This is a genomic window from Roseateles sp. GW823-FHT07B05 (genome assembly GCF_058794515.1).
Window position 1 is genome coordinate 149,884 of the sequence record NZ_JBXAGX010000001.1, and the last position, 20,329, is coordinate 170,212.

The window sequence follows — 20,329 nt, forward strand, 5'->3', positions numbered from 1 at the left end:
CCATCGGCCGCGCCCTGTGGGTCTCGGCCCGGCGTGCCGCCTTGCCGCCTACAGCTTCGGCAGCGGTTGCTGCTTCTGCTTGTTCAACTCGCCTTCGCGCTCCTGCGCCAGCAGCTTGCCCAGCTGGCGGCCCTCCGCGGTCATCGTCTCGAAGTCGACCATGCTGACGAGGATCTGCTTGAAAGGCGTGTCGGGGTTGTCGGATTGCAGGTTCAAGTCAACGCGTATGGCGCGCTTGCAGCCGGCAGCCGTCGCGTTCTCCAGGATGGCCATGTAGTTGACCGTGCCCCTCATCGCATGGCAATAGGCGGGCAGCGACCCTTGCGCGCCGGCCGCGCGGTCCACCCAGCCGAACTGGCCGGTGCCGGGCCGGCCGTTGTGGGGGCCGTATTTCTGGTCCAGGGACTTCACGACCTCGCCGACGATCAAGGGCTTCGCGTACGTTTCCGAACGACTCACGGCGACCAGCTTGCCGGTCATGGCGCCGTAGGCGACGGCGATGGAGTCCGTGGCCCCGATCTCCGGCCCCGGCCGCTCGAAAGTCACCTCGGCCATGCGCTGCGGCAGGCCGAACTTGGCGGGGTAGGCGGTGGCGCGGGCCTGCTTGTAGCCCAGGGCGCGGGCCACCTGTTCCACCTCGGCGGCGGTTTGGCCGATCTTGATGCCCACCGTCTCCATCACCAGGGGCACGGACTGCGCGTGGGCGCCACACGCGGCAGCAGACAGGGACAGGGCGAGGGCGAGGCCGCGAATCGACATGGGGCTCCGGAGAGTCGTTGAGGTGGCCGGGATTCTGTGGCGCCTGGCGCCCCCCGAAAGGGCGATGCGGGCGCTACCCCCTTGTTCGAAGTCCTGCGCGCGTGGCCGCTCGCAGCCGCGCTCAGCGCGCGGCGATGCCCGCCGTCACCTGGCCCGCCGGCACGTGCACCGCGGCGCTCTCGACATGACCCACCTGGTCGTCGAAGAAGAAGTCCGGCTCGAACTCGCGCAGGAACTCGCCCTTGGCCAGGCCGCCGAGGAACATGGCCTCGTCGACCTCGATGTCCCAGTCCATCAGCGTGCGGATGGCGCGCTCGTGCGCCGGCGCGCTGCGCGCCGTCACCAGCGCCGTGCGCACCGCCATGCCGGGCACCTGCTGCAGCACGTGCAGCGCCTGCAGCACCGGCTTGAACGGGCCGGCCGGCAGCGGGCGGTGGGCGTGCTGGGTCTCGTGGGCCTGGAAGGCCGCCAGGCCGTCGCGCTGGAAGACCTGTTCGGCCTCGTCGGAGAACAGCACCGCGTCTCCGTCGAACGCGATGCGCAGCTCGTGCGGGTGCGCCGCCGACGCACGCGCAGCCTGCGGCATCACGCGCGCCGCGGCCACGCCGGCGGCGAGCGCCTGGCGCACGTCGTCGTCGTTGGCCGACAGGAACAGCTGCGCCGACAGCGGCCGCAGGTAACGCCACGGCGACGCGCCGCGCGTGAACACGCCGCGCTCGATGGGCAGGCCGTAGTGCCGGGCCGAACGGAACACGCGCAGGCCCGACATCGGGTCGTTGCGCGACAGCACCACCACCTCCACGCGCGGCGTGCCGCCGGCGTTGAACGCCAGCAGCTTCTTCACCAGCGAGAACGCGACGCCCGGCGCGGCCGGCTCGTCCAGCAGCCGCTGCTGCAGCGCCATGTAGGCATGGTCGTCATGGGCCTCAAACACCTCGTTCTCGGCCTCGAAGTCGAAGAGGGCGCGCGACGAGATCGCGACGACGAGTTGACCGTTCAGCGTGGCAGGCATGCGCCGATTGTCGCGGCAGGGGCGCGGGCCTAGGATGGAACGGCACAGGGAGAAAAGCGTTGAAACGCAGAGATTGCCTTGCCACCTGCCTGGCCTGGGCCGGGCTGGCCCGGGGGCAGGCCTTGCACGCCCCGCCCACCGCCATCGGCTTCGACGAGGGCAGCCTGCCCACCATGTACCGCGCCGCCGCGTCACCGGCTGCGCGCGGCATCTACCCGGCGCTGGTGGGCGCGGCCTTCGCGGCCATGCACCGGCCTTGCGAGCTGCGCGCGCTGCCGTTCAAGCGCATGCTGACCGAGGTGGACGCGGGCCAGCTGATCGCCGGCGCCGTCATCCGCACGCCCGAGCGCGAGCAGCGCTGGCTGTTCAGCCAGCCCTATTTCCTGGAGCGGTTGGCGGTGTACTCCACCGGCGCGCCCTACCAGGGGCTGGACAGCCTGCAGGGCAAGCGCGTCGGCGTCATCCGCGGCTGGTCCTACGGCGAAGCGTTCGACACGGCGCGGCGCCAGGGCCGTTTCGTCTGCGAGGACGTGTCCAGCGACGTGCACAACTTCGCCAAGCTGCTGCGCGAACGCATCGACTACGCGGTGGTCACCGAGCTGGGCGGGCGCATGCTGCAGCAGTTGGCGGCCTACGAGGGCCGCGTGATGGCGGGCAATGCGGCGCTGGGCGCCACGGCCATCCACCTGGCGCTGCCGCGCACGCAGGACGGCGGCGCGGCGCTGCTGGCCGCCTTCAATGCCGCGGTGGAGCTGCTGCACCGGGACGGGCTGGTGGAGCCGCTGGTGGCGCGCGAGATCGCGGCCGCGGCCGAGGTGGCGCGCACGCTGCCCGCGGGCTGACGGCGGCCCCCCAAGCTTGGGAGGCAGGGCGGCCGCCGCGCGGCCCTACCATGCGGCCCGCGCGACCGGGCAGGCCGGTCGCCGACGATCTTGTTCAAGAGTGGGCTGGGGAGGCTTGCGAATGCAGAAGATGGCCCGCGCGACGCTGGCGCGATCGCGCAACCCGGCGCAGCGTTGCGTCGTCGAGCTGGTGGCGCTGGACCTCGCGTCCGACACTCGCCACGTGGTGACGGTGCGCGATGCCACGCGCGAGTCGACGCTGACGCCCAGCCCCTGCGAGCTGGCCGAGGCCCGGCGCCGCGCGCTGGACTACCTGCGCCGCCGCCTCGCCGCCGGAGACCAACTGCTGGCGCACGACGGCTTCCCGGAGCTGGCCGACTGGGCACCGCAGCCCGCTGCCACGGCGCCGGGGCCGGCTGCTCCGGCGGGCGATGTGCCACCGGCGATCGCCCAGCTTGTCGCCCGCTTCCAGCCGGCGCGCTGGAAGCTGCTGCCCCCGCCGCGCCGCGCGCGGGCCGCGTGGCGTGTGGCCGAGGTCGGCGATGCCGCCGCGCCCGACGGCGCCGTGCAGCAGGCGCTGCGCGGCCTGGTGCCGCGCCTCGTGGAACTGCTGGGCAGCGGCGACGACCTGCTGGACCTGTGCCTGGCCGCCGCCATCGGCCGGCTGGGCGACGCGGGCGCCGCCGAGGCGATGCAGGAGCTGTCCCGCCGCGGCCGCAGCCCGGCCACCTGCCGCATGGCCCGCCAGGCGTGGCTGATGCTGCAGACGCCGGCCGGGCGTGCCGCCCATGCCGAGACGCTGCTGCCCGGCTGGCGCGAGGAGCTGCACGGCGACCAGCCCAGCGATGCGTTGCTGGCCCGCGTGGAGGCGGCGCTGCCGCAGCGCGGCGCCACCTGGCCCGAGCTGCTGCTGGACTGGTACGACATCGCCTGGACGCAGCCCGAGCCGCGCGCCGCGCTGCTGCGGCTGCTGCAGGCGCTGCCGCTGCAGGCGCCGCACTTCCAGGGCATTCGCTACGTCTACAAGGCCGCCGAGCTGCGGCGCGACGCCGAGGTGGTGGGCCTGCTGCATGCGCGCTTCGAGACCGGCACGGCCGCGCTGGGCCAGGTGGGTGGCCGGCAGTACGTGTCGCCCGCCACCGGCGGGTGGATCCAGCGCGCCACGGGCGGTGTGCGTGCGCCGGCCCGCGCGTTTGGCAAGCGCACGCGCGACTACCTGCGGCTGCGCGCCTGGCGCCAGCTGCGCCGGCTGGCTGCGCTGGGGCATGCGCATGCGCCCGAGCTGGCCGTCGGGCTGCTGCTGGGGCTGGTGGACGACGAGCAGCCCGCGCCGCGCGAGGAGCGCCGCTGGGAGGTCGTCAACGGCCGCTATGAGCCGGTGACGCGGCTGTATCCCCGCGGCTCGGGCTGGCTGCTCGTGCAGCGGCTGCTGCTGGCGCGGTGGCCGGGGCTGCACGCCAGTCCGCGGGCGACGCGCTGGTGGACGTTCCAGCCGCTGGACACCAGTCGCCCGTTCGCGCAGCGGCCCGAGGCGCTGCAGGCGATGTGGGACGCCCACCCCGAGGCCTTGCTGCAGCTGTCGCTGCGCAGCCGCAGCGGGCTGGTGCAGGCGGTGGCGGCACGCGCGCTGCAGGACCATGCTGCCTTCGTGCAGCAGCAGCCACCCGGCGTGCTGGCCGCGCTGCTGCGCAGCGACTACGAGGCCGCGGCCGCGCTGGGCTTTGGCGCCGTGCGCGAGCGGCTGGCGGCGCTGGCCGACCCGGCGGCCCAGGTGCCGTGGCTGGTGGTGATGGCGGCCAGCCCGCATGCGCCGGCGCGTGACCAGGCGCTGCTGCACCTCGCCGGCGACCCGGCCGTGTTTGCGCAGCACCCCGACCTCGTCGTGGCGCTGCTGCTGGCCGCGGACGGCCGCGTGCGCAAGCAGGGCCTGGGCCTGGCGTTGCTGGCGCCGGCCGAGCCGCTGCTGCAGGAACTGCTGGGCGCGCTGCTCGCGGCCGACCCTCAAGACCCCGGCCTCGCGCCGGGCGCCGCGCAGGCCGAGCCGCTGCTGCAGGGCCCGCTCGCGCCGGCCGCGGCGGCCTGGCAGGGGCTGGGTGCGCTGCTGCCGCTGCTGGACCATCCGGTCACGGCCGTCGTCAACCTCGCCGTCAGCTGGCTGCTGCTGCACCCCGCCGGCCTGGCCGTCGTGCCGCCGACGACGCTGACGCGCCTGCTGTCCGCGCCGGACGGCGAGCTGCGGGCCTGCGGCGCGCGGCTGCTGGCGGCCTTCCCGGACGACGTGCTGGGCCGCCAGGTGGACCTGCTCGTCACGCTGGCCACGCAGCCCGCGGCCGGCGTGCGTGCCGCCGTGGGGCCGGCGCTGATGCGGCTGGCCGCGCGCGACGCGCCGCTGGGCCACACGCTGGCCGCGCGGCTGCATGCGGCGCTGTTCCAGGGCGAGGCCGGCGAGGGCCTGCACGACGACCTGCTGCGCTGGCTGACGCAGGACCTCGCCGCCTTCGCGCCGGCGCGCGATCCGTCCGGCGTGTGGCGCGCGCTGCAGGCCCGCAGCGGCGGCGCGCAGCGCTACGGCGCCTGGGCGCTGCCGGGCCTGGCTGCCGGCGACTACAGCCTGCGCCAGCTCGCCACGCTGGCCCGCCATGCCGACGTGGCCGTGCGGCAATGGGCCCTGCAGATGCTGGACGCACGGCTGCCCGCGCAGCCCACGCCCGAGCAGGTGGCCGAGCTGCTGCCGCTGGCCGACGCGACGTTCGACGACGCGCAGGCCTACACGCGCGAGCTGTTCGGCGAGCGCCTGCCGGACGACGCGCTGAGCGTGGAGCTGCTGATCGCGTGGGTGGACCACCCGCAGCCGTGGGGGCAGACGCTGGGCCGCAGCCGCCTCGTGCGGCGCATGAGCGCGGCCGACGCGGCGCTGTGCCTCACGCGGCTCAGCCAGCACCCCAGCCCGGCCGTGCAGCTGTTCGTCACGCAATGGCTGCTGGCGCTGCCCACCGACGACCCCGCTGCGCTGGCCGGCCAGCTGCGCGCGCTGACGCCCTATCTGCTGACCGTGCTGAGCCAGGTGCACCGCGGCCGTGTTGCCAAGACGCGCGTCACCGAGTTCCTGCGCGCGCAGGTGGCCGCGCCCGAGACAGCGGCGGTGGTGGCCGAGATCTTCGCCCGCCAGGTCGTCACGGCCAGCCTGACCGACCAGCCGCAGTACATCGCCGGCCTGCGCGACATCGCGCGCCGCCACCCGCAGCTGCCGCTGCCCTTCCTGCGCTGGCAGCAGCCCGAGGTGCCGACCTGACCATGCAGTTCCGCTACAAGTACTACGGCGCCACGACGGTGGACGACAGCGCCACCGCGCAGGCCTTCCGCTTCGCGCCCGACACGCTGCGCTCGCCCACGCATTTCCAGGGCGAGCTGCGGCGCGACTCGCACGCCCACCTGGTGTTCCGCGAGGCGCTGTCGGCGCTGCACGCGGTGGTCGTCAGCGACCAGCGCTGGCGCGGCCGCGACCCCGGCGCCTACCAGGCCTGGCTGCAGGCCAACGAGGGCCGGATGCTGGCGACCTTCATGGCCCAGGCAGAGGCGCTGAAGGCCCGGGCCTCGGCGATCACCCGCGAGCTGGCCCAGCTGCGCGAGAAGAAGGCGGCGCTGCTGCAGCCCTTCTACAAGGCCCGCGCGCGCTACTTCGACGGGCTCTACCAGGCCAACCGCGATGCGTGGTTCGTGCTCGACCCGGTCATCACCGTGCACCCCGAGCGCCTGCTGTTCGAGGCCTTCAGCCAGGACGAGTCCAGCTACTGCGCCGTCAGCATCCGGCACGACGTGTTCGACCGCGTCGGCGAGATGGCCTGCGGCACCACCAACATCGACTACTCGGCCGGCTTGTTCGAGGAGTTCCAGAAGATCCGCGACTACAAGGCCACGCGCTTCGACGTGGACCCGACCGGCTTCACCGTCGCGACCGGCGACGACCCGGCCTTCGTCGAGGAAAAGATCGACCTGCCCGACAGCTGGGTGCGCGGCTTCCTGCAGGTGTCCAGCGCGATGACGCTGCCGGCCACGGTGCTGGAGCTGCACCCGATGGACCTGCACAACCTGTGCAGCGCGCTGCGCCAGCGCAAGGAGCGCGCCGGGCCGCGCTCGCTGCGCTTCGAGCTGGCGCCGGGGCAGCCGGCGCGCATGGTGCTGGAGCCGTGGAACATCGAGCTGACCGCGCGGCGCAGCGCCGTCGTCGGCACGCCGCTGGCCGAGCCGCGCACGGTGCGGCTGTGGGGCCGGCGCCGCCTGCTGACGCTGGAGCGCCTGATCGCGCTGGCCACCCGTGTGCGCGTGCACCTGCTGGGCTCGGGCATGCCGAGCTTCTGGGTCATCGAGATGGGCGACGTGACCGTCACGCTGGGCCTGTCGGGCTGGACGGCCAATGACTGGTCGGCCGCCGGGCGCTTCGACCTGCTGCAGGCGCGGCACGAGGTCAGCGAGGCCAGCCAGCTCGCGGTGGCCGCGGCGCTGCAGTCGACGTGGATGGCGACACCGGCCGAACTGTCGGCACGCACCGGCCTGCCGCAGGCCGACGTGGACGCGGCGATGACCGCCTGGGTGCAGGCCGGCCGCGCGATCTTCGACCTGCCCGCCGGCCGCTACGCGTGGCGCGAGCTGTCGCGCGAGCCGCTGCCGCTGGAGCGCCTGCGCTTTGCCAGCCCCGAGGAGGCGCAGGCGCTGGCGCTGATCCATGCCGGCGGCGTGCGCATCGGCAGCATCCGCCAGGAGGCGTCGCGCCTGCTCATCGACGGCACGGTCAAGGCCGGCGAGCGCAGCTTCACGCCGCGGCTGACGCTGAACGCCGACCAGCAGCTGCAGGACGGCCACTGCGGCTGCAACTTCTACAGCCAGAACAAGCTGCGGCGCGGGCCCTGCCAGCACTTGCTGGCGCTGCGCCAGCTGGCCCAGCCGCAGCTGGACGATGCGACCAAGAACAGGGGGGCGTGATGACGAAATCCGTGGCTACACTGCGCCCGAGTGCAGTGCGTGGGCTCTTGCAACCCGGGCGGTGTTTCGCCGCCCTTGTGAACTGCCGTTCTACGCACCACGGGGTCCGTCTTCACTGTGCCGGGCTGCCACCCGCCGCGCAATGCCGATGGGGTTCGCTTCGACCGCATTGGCGCGGCGGGTGGCGCCCGGCGTCGAGTGGACAGACCCCGTCCCTCAAGCCCTTCGGGCTCTTCGATGAGAAGCGCACTGCACTCACCTTTTCTGCGCTGACCGCGGAGGCTGCATGACCGAGCGCATGCCCTCGCGCGCGGAGCTGCTGGCCCGCATCGCCCTCAGCAGCAAGGACGCCGTCGTCCTCGCAGAGATGCAGCGCCTGGGCTACTGGCCCAAGGGTGCCCAACAACCCACCATCGAAGCGGCGCTCATCGAGCGTGAAGCCGAGTTGCAGCAGGCGCTCACCGCGTTGCAGGGCGAGCTGCAGGTCAAGGGCGACCCGCAGGCCGCGCTGCTGGCGATGCGCCGCGAGCGCATGGCGCAGGCCCGCGAACAGCGCGAGGCGCGCGCCCAGGCCCGCGAGCGTGAGCGCTACGAGCGTGCGCTGCGCTGGCACGCGGCCCGCCAGACGCAGGCGGGCTACCTGGGCGAAGGCGTGTCGGGCGGCCTGGGCGCCGAGACCGACCCGGAGGCCGCCAAGGCGCGGCTGCTGGCGGCCGGCCTGCCGGCGCTGACGACGCCGCTGGAGCTGGCACAGGCGATGGGCTTGAGCCTGCCGGAGCTGAAGTTCCTGTGCTTCCACCGCGAGGTGGCGCGCAGCACGCATTACCGGCGCTTCCACCTGCCCAAGAAGACGGGCGGCGTGCGCACCATCTCCGCGCCCATGCCGCGCCTGAAGCGCGCGCAGTACTGGGTGCTGGACAACCTGCTCGCCAAGGTGCCCGTGCATGCCGCGGCGCACGGCTTCCTGCCGGGGCGCAGCATCGTCAGCAACGCCCAGCCGCATTGCGGGCAGGACGTGGTCATCAACCTCGACCTGAAGGACTTCTTCCCCAGCGTGCACCAGCCGCGCATCAAGGGCGTGTTCCGCGGTCTGGGCTACGGCGAGGCCGTGGCCAGCCTGCTGGCGCTGTTGTGCAGCGAGAACGCCTGCGACGAGCTGACGGTGGATGGCGAGCGCTTCTTCGTCGGCGGCAAGGGCCATGAGCGCGTGCTGCCGCAGGGCGCGCCCACCAGCCCGATGCTGACCAACATCCTGTGCCGCAAGCTGGACCGGCGCCTGCAAGGCCTGGCGGCCAAGCTGGGTTTTGCGTACACCCGTTATGCCGACGACCTGACCTTCTCGGCCGCGGGCGAGGCCGCGCAGCGCGTCGGCAAGCTGCTGCGCCAGGTGCACCACGTGCTGCGCGACGAGGGCTTCACGCCGCACCCCGACAAGCAGCGCGTCATGCGCCGCGGGGCGCGCCAGGAGGTGACCGGCATCGTCGTCAACAGCCAGCCGTCGGTGTCGCGCGAGGAGCGCCGCAAGCTGCGCGCCGCGCTGCACCGCGCCGGCCAGCAGGGGCTGCAGGCGGCCACCTGGCAGGGCCAGGCCGCCACGCGCGACACGCTGGTGGGCTATGCGCGCTTCGTGCACATGGTCAACGCCCAGCAGGGCCGGGCGCTGCTGCAGCGGGCGTTGGCGCTGCCGGGGCCCGCGGGTGCCGCGCCTCGGGCTGACGCGTTCCGCGCGCAGGCCGCCCGTGGCCAGGCGCCGGCGCGCGGGCAGGGCGACTGGTGGCAGGTGGCCCCGGTGCCCGAGCCGCAGCTGGCGCTGACGGCCGGCCAGATGAAGGCCGCGCGGCAGGCCCGCATCAATGCCGAGCGCGCCGCGCGCACCGAGGCGCGCCGGCCGGCGCCCGCCGGGGCCGCATCGTCACCAGCCCAGGCTCGGGCCGGCACGCCGCCCGCCGCCACTCCGGCGGCCGGGGGCGACAAGCCCGTGCTGTGGGGCCGCTATGGCCTGCAGCTGCTGGGCTTCCTGCTGGTGGCGCTGGGCCTGCACAGCGTGGTGTTCTTCTTCCTGGCGATGATCTGGCAGAGCCAGTCGCTGAAGAAGCGCGACCTCGGCTGGGGGCGGTTCGCGGCCGGCGTGTGCCTGCTCGTCATCGCCGTGTCGCTGCTGGACGGCCTGCTGCGCCGCTGAGGCGGCCTGCCGGCCCGCCGGCTACTGCATGAAGCCGATGCGGCCCTTCTTCTGGCCGGCGGCGGGCAGGTCCTCGCACAGCACGGTGCCGCGCCGCGCGAGGCGGGCGTTGCCGAACGCGGTCATCCACGCGCGGCGCATCTCGCGCGGGGCGAGTTCGGCCATGCGGTCCAGCACGGCGCCGCTGGGCTGCTCGTCGAAGCGGCGGCCCCAGTCGTGGCTGCCGCGCAGCCTGGCGTACAGGCGCAGCGCGATGGTGCGGGCGGCGGCGAAGTCGGGCGCCTGCACCTCGAACACGTTGACGCGGTTCAGGATGGGGTCGGGGATGGCGCGTTCGTCGTTGGCCGTCGCCACCCAGATGACCTGGCTGGCGTCCACCGCCACCTCGGCGAACTCGTCGATGAAGGCGCTGGCGGTGTCGTGCTCCAGCAGGCTGTACAGCGAGCCGAGCGGGTCGTAGGCGGCCTCGCCGCCGGCCTTGTCGATCTCGTCCACCACCATCACCGGGTTGGCGTACTCGCCGTCCACCAGCGCCTCGAAGACCTTGCCCGCCCGCGCGCCGCGCCACTGGCTGGACGCGCCCGACAGCACCCAGCCGGCCGTCAGCGAGCTCATGGACACGAAGCCCATGCCGGTGCCCAGCAGCTCGGCGAGCTGGCGGGCGAAATGCGTCTTGCCGACACCCGGCGGCCCGAGCAGCAGCAGCGGCGTGATCTCCAGCGCGTCGCTGCTGTCGTTGCACAGCGCGATCTGGCGGCGCACGTCGTCCAGCACCTCGTGGAAGTTGGGCAGCTCCTCGTAGAGCGCGTCCATCGCGGGCAGGCCCGAGGGCTTGACCTGGAAGCGCTGCTCGCCCTTCTCGAGCATGCGTTCGTAGGTGGCCCGCAGCGACTCGTGCTCCTTGGGTGGCAGCTTGTCCAGCCGCCGGCTGACCTCTTCGAGCCGGTAGATGCTGCGCATGCGCGCCAGCGGGATGCGGGGAGGGACACAGGTGATGGCGGTACTGCTCATGGCGTGAATCCTCGATGTCCTCGTGATTCAAGCAAAACACGGGCCGCTTGTGGACTCCGAAGAAGCACCGATTCAGGGCCCTTGCACCCCGCTTTGCACCACGTCGGCCGGCGCGGCGTGTGACGCAATGCGCGCAATCCTGGGGTTTACCCTTGCGGCGGGCTGGCGGTCGACGCCGAACGCACCGAACATGCGCGGTTTACAGGAGGAATCGCATGTCCATGTTGTCTGCCGTCCAGGGGTCCATCGGACGCCGCCTGGCCTGGGTGCTGTCGGCCATCCTCGGCCTGTTGCTGCTGAGCAGCGGCCTGGCGGTGTGGGAGCTGCGCAAGCTCGGCACTGAGGTGGAGAGCATGTTCAGCCGCGACCTGAAGGTCGAGCGCGCGGCGGCCGACTGGATGCGCAACACCAGCTCCGGCGTGCAGCGCGCGGCGGCCATCGCCAAGAGCACCGATGCGTCGCTGGTGGAGTACTTCGCGCCGGCGTCGGCCGCGGCCATCCAGGAGACCAACGAGCTGCAGAAGCTCATCGAGTCGGAGCTGGATTCGCCCGAGGAGCGCGAGCTGTTCAACCGCATCGGCGAGCTGCGCAAGGCCTACCTGGCCGCCCGCGACGCCGTCAGCAAGGCCAAGAAGGCCGGTGACGTCGACGGCGCCAGCAAGATCTTCACGGAGCAGTTCGAGCCCACGTCCAAGCGCTACCTGGAGGGCGTCGTCGAACTGGCCACGCGCCAGCGCGCGCAGCTGGACGCGTCGGCGCTGCGCGTGGAAGCGCTGCGTGGCCGCACCGTGGCCGTGCTCGTGGGCGCGACGGCGATGGCGCTGGTCATCGGCATCGTGCTGAGCGTGCTGCTGACGCGCAGCATCACCGGCCCGCTGCGCACGGCCGAGCGGGCGGCGCGCCAGATCGCCGACATGGACCTGCGCGGCGAGGCGCAGGCGCACTACGGCACCGACGAGGCCGGCCAGTTGCTGCGCGCGCTGGACGCGATGCGTGAGGCGCTGCGGCAGGCACTGCAGCAGGTGCGCGGTGTCGTCGACAACATCAGCACGGCCAGCAGCGAGATCGCCAGCGGCAATGCCGACCTGAGCGCGCGCACCGAGCAGGCGGCGTCCAACCTGGAGGAGACGGCCAGCGCGATGGAAGAGCTGACGAGCACCGTGCGCCACAGCGCCGACTCGGCTGCCCAGGCCAACCAGCTGACCGACTCCGCCACCGACGTGGCCCGCCGCGGCGGCAGCGTTGTGTCGCAGGTGGTCAGCACGATGAACGACATCCAGACGTCCAGCCGCAAGATCGGCGACATCATCGGCACCATCGACGGCATCGCGTTCCAGACCAACATCCTGGCGCTGAACGCCGCGGTGGAAGCCGCGCGGGCCGGCGAGCAGGGCCGCGGCTTCGCGGTCGTGGCCGGCGAGGTGCGCACGCTGGCGCAGCGCTCGGCCGAGGCTGCGCGCGAGATCAAGGCGCTGATCGGCGCCAGCGTGGACCGGGTGGAAGCCGGCTCGCGGCTGGTGGCGGATGCCGGCAGCACGATGGAGGAGATTGTCGGCAGCGTGCAGCGCGTGACGGACATCGTTGGCGAGATCAGCACCGCCGCCCGCGAGCAGAGCGAAGGCATCGGCCAGGTCAACCTCGCCGTGGCCGACCTCGACAAGATGACGCAGCAGAACGCCGCGCTCGTCGAGCAGTCCACCGCCGCCGCCGAAAGCCTGAAGGACCAGGCCGCCCGCCTCAGCAGCGTCGTTGCCGCGTTCCGCCTGAACTGAAGCCCCCGGCGAAACCGAGGCCCCCCGAGGGGGTGGCGATGCTTGCGGCATCGAGCCGCCAGCACATCGCCCACGCGGGCCGGCTTGGGGCGGCCCGGCGCTCTTCCCGAAACACCGGCGCCCGATGCGCGCGCAGCGCCGCATCCCCTCCAGCGACTCCCACTGATCCGGCTTTGCCGGTCAGTCGGGAGTGCCCCTTGAGGGGCCGCAGCTCCGCTGCGGTAGGGGTGGTCTACTTGACCCAGGTATTGAGCTGAATGATCGGCAGCAGCACCGCCAGCACGATGACCAGCACGATGGCGCCCATCGCGACGATGAGCAGCGGCTCCAGCAGCGTGGCCGCGGCCATCGAGCGGCGCGTCACTTCCACGCTGAGCTGGCGCGCCGCGCGGCCCAGCATCTCCGGCAGCTGGCCGGTCTGCTCGCCCAGGCGCGCAAACATGGCCAGGATGCCGGGGAAGCGCTTCTTGCCCGCCAGCGCCGAGCCCAGCGGCGCACCCTCGCGCACCTGCACCAGCGCGTCCAGCGCGTCGGCCTGCATGGCGCGGTTGGACAGCGTCTCGGCGGCCGCCTGCAGTGCCTTCAGGATGGGCACGCCGGCACCGGCCAGCATGGCCAGCGTGCCGGCGAAGCGCGCCGCGTTGTAGCCGCGCGCCAGCCGGCCGATCAGCGGCACGCCCAGCAGACCGGCGTCGAAGCGCAGCCGGAAGGCTGGCGCCTTCAGCGCCTGGCGCAGCAGCAGCGCCCCCGTCACCAGCGCGGCCAGCATGGCCCAGCCCCAGGTGCGCACGAAGTCGCTGACGGCCAGCATGCCGATCGTCAGCGCGGGCAGTGTGCGCTTGGAGCTGGTGAACACGGTGGCGATCTGCGGCACCACGTAGGTGACGAGGAAGATGACGATGAGCACCGAGATCATCGAGATGATGGCCGGGTAGGCCATCGCGCCGACCAGCTTGCCCTTCAGGTCCTCGCGGGCCTCCAGGTCGTCGGCCAGCTTCTCCAGCACCTGGCCCAGCGCGCCGCTCTGCTCGCCGGCGGCGACGACACCGCGGAAGACGTCATCGAACTCGCGCGGCGCCGTGGCCAGCGCGCGGGCGAACGTCGAACCGGCATTCACCTCGGCCTTGAGCTGGCTGATGAGCTCGCGCTGGCGCACGTCCTCGCTCTCGTCGGCCAGCGCGGTGAGGGCGCGCTCGATGGGCAGGCCTGAGCCCACCAGCCCGGCGAGCTGGCGCGTCCACACGGCCAGCGCGGTGGCGTTGAACACGCGGCGCGTGAAGCGGCTGCCTTCCTGCGCGCCGTGCTGCTGCACCTGCTCGATGGCCAGCGGCGTCAGGCCCAGCGCCCGCACCGCGGCCCGCGCGGCGCGCGGGTTGTCGGCCTCGATCAGGCCGGTGTTGTGGCGGCCGGACTCGGTGAGGGCTTCGTACTTGTAGGCGGGCATGTCAGCCCTCGCGTGTGACGCGCAGCACTTCTTCCAGCGACGTCACGCCGGCCTCGATCAGCCGCTCGCCGTCCTCGCGCATCGAGCGCAGGCCGTTGGCCTCGGCGGCCGCCTGCAGCTGGCTCTCGGGCGCGCGGTTGTGGATGAGGCCGCGCACGGCTTCGTCGGCCACCATCAGCTCGTAGACGCCGGTGCGGCCCTTGTAGCCGGTGTGGCCGCAGGCCTCGCAGCCGACGGGGTGCCAGCGTTGGTGTTCGTCCTGCGTCTTGCAGACCGGGCACAGCCGGCGCACCAGCCGCTGCGCCAGCACGCCCAGCAGCGAGCTGGACAGCAGGAAGGGCTCCACGCCCATGTCGGTCAGCCGTGTGACGGCGCTGGGCGCGTCGTTGGTGTGCAGCGTGGCCAGCACCAGGTGGCCCGTCAGCGACGCCTGGATGGCGATCTGCGCGGTCTCGTAGTCGCGGATCTCGCCGATCATGATGACGTCCGGGTCCTGGCGCAAGATGGCGCGCAGCGCCTTCGCGAAGGTCAGGTCGATCTTGGCGTTGACCTGCGTCTGGCCGATGCCGGGCAGCTCGTACTCGATCGGGTCTTCCACCGTCAGCACGTTGGTGGTGCTGGTGTCCACCGTCTGCAGCGACGCGTACAGCGACGTCGTCTTGCCCGAGCCGGTCGGGCCGGTGACGAGCACGATGCCGTGCGGCTGCTGCACCAGCTTCTTGAATGCGGACAGCACCTGGCCGTCCATGCCCAGGCCTTCCAGCGTGAACTTGGATTCGCTCTTGTCCAAGAGGCGCAGCACGGCGCGCTCGCCGTGGGCCGACGGCAGTGTGGACACGCGCACATCGATGGCGCGGCCGCCGATGCGCAGCGAGATGCGGCCGTCCTGCGGCAGGCGCTTCTCGGCGATGTCCAGCTCGGCCATGATCTTCAGGCGGCTGATCAGCGCGGCGTGCAGCGCCTTGTTGGGCTGCACCACCTCGCGCAGCGTGCCGTCGACGCGGAAGCGCACCGAGCTGCTGCGCTCGTAGGGCTCGATGTGGATGTCGCTCGCGCCGTCCTTGGCCGCCTGCGTCAGCAGTGCGTTCAGCATGCGGATGATGGGCGCGTCGTTGGCGGCTTCCAGCAGGTCTTCCACGGCGGGCAGATCCTGCATCATGCGGCTCAGATCCACCGCGCTCTCGACCTCGCCGACGACGACGGCCGCGCTGCTCTCGCTGCCGGCGTAGGCGGCGTTGATGCGCTCGGCCAGCGACGCGTCGGCCTCGGACTCCAGCTTGTCCACGGCGTACAGGCGGTGCACTTCGGACAGCGTGGCCCAGCCCACCTCGGGCGAGGCCCACAGCGTCAGCGCGCTGCCGTCGTCCTCCAGCAGCACGCGGTGCGCCTTGGCGAAGGCATAGGGCAGGGGGTGGCGGTTGGCGGCCATGGGAGCGTGCCGGCCTTACTGCTGGGGCACGGGGGTCTTGCCGACCGGTGCCTTGGGGTCGGGCAGCACCGGCGCGCCGGTGTCGGGCAGCGCCCAGTTCTTGCCGGGCTGGGTGTTCTGCTGCACGGCGCGGATGCTCTCGTAGCGGTCCATGCTGAGCTGGTTGGTGCTCTCGGCGGTGCGCAGCACGACCGGGCGCAGGAACACCATCAGGTTGCTCTTCACGCGCTTGCGGTTCTTGTTGCCGAACAGGTTGCCCAGCAGCGGGATCTTGGACAGCCCCGGCACGCCGGCCTCGCCGTCGTCGTAGTCGTCCTTCATGAGGCCGCCCAGCACGATGATGTCGCTGTCCTCGACGACGACGGTAGTCTCGATGGCGCTCTTGTCCAGCGTCGGGCCGTTGACGCCCTGCGCCGTCACGTTGGAGTTCTCCTGGTAGACCTGCATGCGCACGGTGCCACCTTCGCCGATCTGGCTCTTGATCTTCAGCGTCAGGCCCACGTCCTTGCGGTCGACGGTCTGGAAGGGGTTCACGGTGCCGCCGGTTGACGAGCCGGTGTTGGCGTAGGAGCCCGTCACGAAGGGCACGTTCTGGCCGATGACGATGCGCGCCTCCTCGTTGTCCAGCGACACGAGGTTGGGCGTGGACAGCACGTTGGCGCCGGTCTGGCTCTCGAAGAAATTGGCTACGGCGCCCAGCGTGTAGACGCTGCCGAACTTCTTCAGGATGCCGATGTTCAGGCCCGTGGGTGCGGGCGACGAGGTCTGCGCCGTCACGATGGCGCTGGTGCCCGTGGCCACGGCGCCGGTGGCGTTGATGATGTTGGCCAGGCCGGTGCCGTAGTTGGTGCCGGCGCCGTAGATGGTGGCGTCGCCCTTGTTGCCGAACAGGTTCTGCCACTGCACGCCGAACTGGCCGGCCTTGCTGTTGTCGATCTTGACGATCAGCGACTCGACGTAGATCTGCGCGCGGCGCGAGTCCAGCTGCTCGATGACGGCGCGCACCTGGCGGTACAGCGGCTCGGCGGCGGTGATGATCAGCGAGTTGGTCGACGGGTCGGCCTGCACGAAGCCGCCGGTGGACGGGCCGGCCGACGCGCTCAGCGGCGTCGTCGCGGCGGCGGAGATGCCGCCGCTGCTGCTGCTGCTGCCGCTGGCCGTCGTGTTGCCGGTCATCGACGCGTTCTGCCCGCCGAAGCTGGTGCCCGCGCCGGCCAGGCCGCCGGTGTTGCCGGTGCTGGACGAGCTGTTGCCGCTGCCGCCGGCGTTGGCCGCGCCGAAGGCCGCGCGCAGCACGGTGGCCAGCTTCACGGCGTCGGCGTTCTTCAGGTAGACGACGCGGATGTTGTTGCCGCCGTCCGGGCTGGGCTGGTCCAGCTTGTCCACCATGGAGCGCACGGCCGCCAGCCGCGTCGGGTTGCTGGCGCGCAGGATCAGGCCGTTGGAGCGCGGGTCCACCAGCACGTTGACGGCGCTGCTGCTCTGCCCCGGCACGGCGGCGCCGGCGGTCTGGCCGCCATCGGCCAGGCGCTGCACCAGCGGCGCCAGGTCGGCCGCGACGGCGTGCTTCAGCGGCACGATCTCGATGTCGCTGCTGCCCGGCGTGTCCATCGCCGCGACGATCTTGGCGATGCGGTTCAGGTTGTCCGCGTAGTCGGTGATGACCAGGCTGTTGTTGCCCGGGTTGGCGTTGATGGTGTTGTTGGGGCTGATCAGCGGGCGCAGCACGGCGACGAGGTTGTTCGCGTTCTCGTGCTGGATGCGGAAGATCTGCGTCAGGATCTGGTCGCCCCGGGCGCCGCTGTTCTCCACGGCCACCGAGCCGGCCTGCAGCTTGGCGTCGGCCTCGGGCAGCACCTTCAGCAGCCCGGCGCTCTCGACGACGGTGAAGCCCAGGCCGCGCAGCCCGGCCAGGTAGTTGCGGTAGGCCTCGCCCACCGACACCGGCTGCTCGCTATAGACGGTGATGGTGCCCTTCACGCGCGGGTCGATGATGATCTGGCGGTCCAGCATGACGCCGATGGCGCGCGTGACGGCCTCGATGTCGGCGTTGACGAAGTTCAGCGTGACCGGCGAGCTGGCCTTGACGGCCGGGCCCTTGCCCGCGCCGGGGCGAGCGCGCTGCACGGTGGCGTTGTCGGGCTGCGCGAGCGCGCTGCCGGTGGCCAGCAACAGCGCGGCGAGGGCGGTGGCGGTGCGGTGGAGATTCATGATCATCCGATCGTCAGGACGGAGCGCGCGCCTTGGCGGCGCCCGATGATGTTCAGCAGATTGTTCAGCGCTTCCTCGCGGCCCGGCGCGGCCGTGGCCTCGCCGGTGAAGCGGCTCTTGCCGCCCGGGCTGAGCACGCCCACGCCGGTCAGTTGCAGGGCGCCTTCCAGCGTGGACAGGCGCAGCGTGCTGCTGCCGGGCGCGCCGGGGTCGGCCATCAGCTCCAGCCGGTAGCTGCCCAGCGGCGCGACGGTGGAGATGCGCGACGACAGGTTCAGCAGCTCCAGCTGCGCGCTGCCGAACTGGCGCCAGCGGCCCTGCACGGACTCCAGCCGCAGCTCGCGCGCCGACAGCCGCAGCGAGCCGCCCAGCTGCAGCGTGTTCCATGGCGTGCCCAGGCCCGCCAGCACGCCGGCCGGCAGCCGCGCGAGCCAGTCGGCGCGGTTGTCCACGCTGATCTCCATGCGGCCCAGGCCGGGCTTGATGCCCAGCAGCAGCTCGCCGTTGATGCAGCAGTCCTGCCGCGCGGCCAGCTGCAGGCCGGCGCCCTTGAGGCTCATCTTCCAGTGCAGCCGGCCGGGCAGCGACGCCGCGTCGCGCGCGCCGGCGCCGCCGGTCAGCACCAGCACGCCGGAGCCGTTCCAGATGCTGCCGCGCGTGTCGACGATGAGCAGGTGGCCGCCGGTGGCCGAGGCCACGCTGCCCGCCAGCCAGCTGGCCGGCGCGAAGATCACCAGTGCGCCCAGCAGCCCGATGACGGCGCCGGCAATGCTCCAGGCGCGCGGCGCGCCATGGCGCACGGCACGGCCGGTGCCCAGCGTGCTGGCGCTGAACACCGAGTCCTGCACCGTGACCGGCGCCATCAGCGCGGGCTTTCTCTTGAACCAGGCCATCAGGCGCCCCCTCCGAGGCTGAGCACGAGAGTGCCGGAATAGCCCGTGGGGCCGCGGGTGAGCTGCGCCTCGACGGGCCGCGCGCGGGCGGCCGCGCGCACCTCGCCCAGCCAGGCCTGCAGCGCCGGCGGCGTGATGCCGTTGAGCGTGACGATGGCGCGGTCGCCGGCCACGTTCAGCCGCGCGGCGGGGCCGAGGTGCTCGACGGACGCCTTCAGCGCCGCCTCGGCCTGCGCCGGCGGCACCGGCGGCGCGGCGCGCAGCTGGCTGGCTTCCAGCGCCTGGGCCTGCATCTGCTGCAACTGCGCCTCGGCCAGCTCCAGCTCGGCGGGGGCCGTCTTCAGCGTGCGCAGCGCCGGCGCCAGCAGCACGCTCCAGGCCAGCAGCAGGCCCAGCAGCACCGCCACGACGCTCAGCGCCAGGCGCTCACGGTCGCCCAGCGCCAGCCACTGTGTCAGCGCCTGCGCGCGCAGCTGGCGCCACTGCGCCTGCAGGCCGTTGGCATCGGGGGAATCGAAACGGGCCATCAGCGTCGTCCTTGGGCGCTGGCGCGGCTCAGCGTCAGCTTGCCTTCGCTGGCATCGAGCTGCCAGCCTTCGCTTTGCAGCTGGCTGCGGAAGTTGTCGACCTGGGTGGGGCTCCAGCCCTGGGCCGACGCGGTGAGGCGGCCGGGCTCGAAGGCCAGCGCCTCGGCGGGCGGGCGGTCGGCGGGCCAGGCGGTGGCGGCGGCGCCCAGCAGCGCCTCCAGGTCCTGCTCGCCGACGCTGCCGGCGCTGGCGCGCAGCAGGTCCAGCTGCTTCTGCATCTGCACCGGCGCGTCCAGGATGGCGCGCACCTGCGGGAAGGCGGCCGTCAGCGTCGCGTTGACGGCGTCGCGGCGGGCGGCAATCTCGCGCTTCTGGTGCCAGGCCCACAGGTTCAGGCCCAGCAACTGCACGACGATGAGCGCGCCCAGCCCCCAGCGTACCGGCTGCCAGGGCTTGCGCATCAGGTTGCGGCTGATCAGCCGCAGCGCGCGTGTGCCGCGGGCGCGGGGGGCGAGGTCGAACTGGCGCAGGTTCCACGGGTTGTGGATGACGCTCAGCGCGCGCTGCGCCGGCGTCTGCACCGTGACCGTGGCGCCCAGCCAGCGTTCCGCACTGGTGGCGATGCTGGCGGCCGCCGTCCATTGCGCCGCGCTCACCACGCCCGGTGCGAAGAACTGGCGCGCCAGGCCGCCCTGCAGCGGCAGCGTGGCGACGCCGTCGGCATGGCTCCAGCGCAGCGACACGCCCTGGCCGTCGCCACCGGCGGATTCGAAGAAATGCCCGCGTGGCAGCTCGTCGGGCCAGGACAGTGGCGCGACGCGGTCGATGAAGACATGCGCGGCGTCCAGCTGCGCCAGATGCTCGGCCAGCCAGGGCTTGGCCGTGATGGCCACCCAGGCGGTGTCGCCGCCCACGGCATCGGGCTCGATGGCGAAGTGCAGCGCGTCGGGGTCGTCCAGCAGCGACTCTTCCAGCTTGCCGGCCAGTGCGGCGCGCATCTGGCGGCCGGTGCGCGGCAGTTCCACGCGGCGCCAGCTGACGTCGGACTCGGCCGGGATGGCGATGACGGTGTCCGCCGAGGGCAGCGCGGTGGCGGCACTGCGGCCTTCGCGGTGCACGTGCTGGTCGTCGGTGGTCAGCGCCCAGTCGTACTCGTGCGGCGCGCGCGCCGGTTCGGACGCGGCTTTGCCCAGCGCGCGAAGGCGCGTGCGGGGGGGCAGGAACAGCAGCAGGGTGCTCATAGGGGCTGGCGGGCGCGGCGCATTCT

At 72.7% G+C, this 20,329-nt stretch carries 14 protein-coding genes; 5 read left to right on the forward strand and 9 right to left on the reverse strand.

Translation table 11 applies throughout. The features are described 5' to 3' along the window. Positions 1 to 48 precede the first annotated feature (48 nt). On the reverse strand, positions 49 to 759 hold the full coding sequence (locus AC1Q7O_RS00700; RefSeq protein ID WP_492660187.1) for a hypothetical protein: 711 nt from the start codon (positions 757 to 759) through the stop codon (positions 49 to 51). Between the two features lie 121 nt (positions 760 to 880). Further along, on the reverse strand, positions 881 to 1,771 hold the full coding sequence (locus AC1Q7O_RS00705; RefSeq protein WP_492660186.1) for a 5'-nucleotidase: 891 nt from the start codon (positions 1,769 to 1,771) through the stop codon (positions 881 to 883). A 59-nt stretch (positions 1,772 to 1,830) separates the two neighbouring features. Here AC1Q7O_RS00705 and AC1Q7O_RS00710 point away from each other — a divergent pair, with 59 nt between their 5' ends. The 4 genes from AC1Q7O_RS00710 (at position 1,831) to AC1Q7O_RS00725 (ending at position 9,775) form a co-directional block, all read left to right on the forward strand. Beyond that, on the forward strand, positions 1,831 to 2,613 hold the full coding sequence (locus tag AC1Q7O_RS00710) for a substrate-binding periplasmic protein (protein WP_492660185.1): 783 nt from the start codon (positions 1,831 to 1,833) through the stop codon (positions 2,611 to 2,613). 121 nt (positions 2,614 to 2,734) lie between these two features. Beyond that, the gene (locus AC1Q7O_RS00715; RefSeq protein ID WP_492660184.1) at positions 2,735 to 5,905 is read left to right on the forward strand and encodes a hypothetical protein; all 3,171 of its coding nucleotides are present in this window, start codon (positions 2,735 to 2,737) and stop codon (positions 5,903 to 5,905) included. 2 nt (positions 5,906 to 5,907) lie between these two features. Further along, a complete protein-coding gene (locus AC1Q7O_RS00720; RefSeq protein WP_492660183.1) occupies positions 5,908 to 7,593 on the forward strand; it encodes an SWIM zinc finger family protein in 1,686 nt (561 codons plus the stop codon). A 286-nt stretch (positions 7,594 to 7,879) separates the two neighbouring features. After that, the gene (locus tag AC1Q7O_RS00725; protein ID WP_492662647.1) at positions 7,880 to 9,775 is read left to right on the forward strand and encodes a reverse transcriptase family protein; all 1,896 of its coding nucleotides are present in this window, start codon (positions 7,880 to 7,882) and stop codon (positions 9,773 to 9,775) included. Between the two features lie 21 nt (positions 9,776 to 9,796). Here the strand turns inward: AC1Q7O_RS00725 and AC1Q7O_RS00730 are convergent, their stop codons facing one another. Continuing rightward, on the reverse strand, positions 9,797 to 10,786 hold the full coding sequence (locus tag AC1Q7O_RS00730; protein ID WP_492659392.1) for an AAA family ATPase: 990 nt from the start codon (positions 10,784 to 10,786) through the stop codon (positions 9,797 to 9,799). A gap of 221 nt (positions 10,787 to 11,007) precedes the next feature. Here AC1Q7O_RS00730 and AC1Q7O_RS00735 point away from each other — a divergent pair, with 221 nt between their 5' ends. After that, on the forward strand, positions 11,008 to 12,558 hold the full coding sequence (locus AC1Q7O_RS00735) for a methyl-accepting chemotaxis protein (RefSeq protein WP_492659399.1): 1,551 nt from the start codon (positions 11,008 to 11,010) through the stop codon (positions 12,556 to 12,558). Between the two features lie 232 nt (positions 12,559 to 12,790). Here the strand turns inward: AC1Q7O_RS00735 and gspF are convergent, their stop codons facing one another. The 6 genes from gspF to gspL are packed head-to-tail and all read right to left on the reverse strand — an operon-like array spanning position 12,791 to position 20,303. Further along, positions 12,791 to 14,002, reverse strand: a complete 1,212-nt coding sequence (gspF, locus tag AC1Q7O_RS00740; RefSeq protein WP_492659391.1) for a type II secretion system inner membrane protein GspF — start codon at positions 14,000 to 14,002, stop codon at positions 12,791 to 12,793. Position 14,003: 1 nt separating this feature from the next. Further along, entirely contained in the window at positions 14,004 to 15,431 is a 1,428-nt protein-coding gene (gene gspE, locus AC1Q7O_RS00745; protein ID WP_492659390.1) for a type II secretion system ATPase GspE, read from the reverse strand. A gap of 15 nt (positions 15,432 to 15,446) precedes the next feature. Then, a complete protein-coding gene (gene gspD / locus AC1Q7O_RS00750) occupies positions 15,447 to 17,642 on the reverse strand; it encodes a type II secretion system secretin GspD (RefSeq protein WP_492659389.1) in 2,196 nt (731 codons plus the stop codon). Positions 17,643 to 17,644: 2 nt separating this feature from the next. Beyond that, entirely contained in the window at positions 17,645 to 18,535 is an 891-nt protein-coding gene (gene gspN, locus AC1Q7O_RS00755) for a type II secretion system protein N (protein ID WP_492659388.1), read from the reverse strand. Then, a complete protein-coding gene (locus AC1Q7O_RS00760) occupies positions 18,535 to 19,062 on the reverse strand; it encodes a type II secretion system protein M (protein WP_492659387.1) in 528 nt (175 codons plus the stop codon). Before AC1Q7O_RS00760 ends, gspN begins: the two co-directional genes overlap by 1 nt. Continuing rightward, on the reverse strand, positions 19,062 to 20,303 hold the full coding sequence (gene gspL, locus AC1Q7O_RS00765; protein WP_492659386.1) for a type II secretion system protein GspL: 1,242 nt from the start codon (positions 20,301 to 20,303) through the stop codon (positions 19,062 to 19,064). Before gspL ends, AC1Q7O_RS00760 begins: the two co-directional genes overlap by 1 nt. Between the last annotated feature and the right edge of the window lie 26 nt (positions 20,304 to 20,329).

What these genes read in the sequence shown, in the direction of transcription:
- AC1Q7O_RS00735 (WP_492659399.1), top strand. Translation starts at nt 11,008, where the DNA reads ATGTTGTCTGCCGTCCAGGGGTCCATCGGACGCCGCCTGGCCTGGGTG.
- gspL (WP_492659386.1), bottom strand. Translation starts at nt 20,303, where the DNA reads ATGAGCACCCTGCTGCTGTTCCTGCCCCCCCGCACGCGCCTTCGCGCG.
- gspF (WP_492659391.1), bottom strand. Translation starts at nt 14,002, where the DNA reads ATGCCCGCCTACAAGTACGAAGCCCTCACCGAGTCCGGCCGCCACAAC.
- AC1Q7O_RS00720 (WP_492660183.1), top strand. Translation starts at nt 5,908, where the DNA reads ATGCAGTTCCGCTACAAGTACTACGGCGCCACGACGGTGGACGACAGC.
- gspD (WP_492659389.1), bottom strand. Translation starts at nt 17,642, where the DNA reads ATGAATCTCCACCGCACCGCCACCGCCCTCGCCGCGCTGTTGCTGGCC.
- AC1Q7O_RS00760 (WP_492659387.1), bottom strand. Translation starts at nt 19,062, where the DNA reads ATGGCCCGTTTCGATTCCCCCGATGCCAACGGCCTGCAGGCGCAGTGG.
- AC1Q7O_RS00705 (WP_492660186.1), bottom strand. Translation starts at nt 1,771, where the DNA reads ATGCCTGCCACGCTGAACGGTCAACTCGTCGTCGCGATCTCGTCGCGC.
- AC1Q7O_RS00700 (WP_492660187.1), bottom strand. Translation starts at nt 759, where the DNA reads ATGTCGATTCGCGGCCTCGCCCTCGCCCTGTCCCTGTCTGCTGCCGCG.
- AC1Q7O_RS00725 (WP_492662647.1), top strand. Translation starts at nt 7,880, where the DNA reads ATGACCGAGCGCATGCCCTCGCGCGCGGAGCTGCTGGCCCGCATCGCC.
- AC1Q7O_RS00730 (WP_492659392.1), bottom strand. Translation starts at nt 10,786, where the DNA reads ATGAGCAGTACCGCCATCACCTGTGTCCCTCCCCGCATCCCGCTGGCG.
- gspE (WP_492659390.1), bottom strand. Translation starts at nt 15,431, where the DNA reads ATGGCCGCCAACCGCCACCCCCTGCCCTATGCCTTCGCCAAGGCGCAC.
- gspN (WP_492659388.1), bottom strand. Translation starts at nt 18,535, where the DNA reads ATGGCCTGGTTCAAGAGAAAGCCCGCGCTGATGGCGCCGGTCACGGTG.
- AC1Q7O_RS00715 (WP_492660184.1), top strand. Translation starts at nt 2,735, where the DNA reads ATGCAGAAGATGGCCCGCGCGACGCTGGCGCGATCGCGCAACCCGGCG.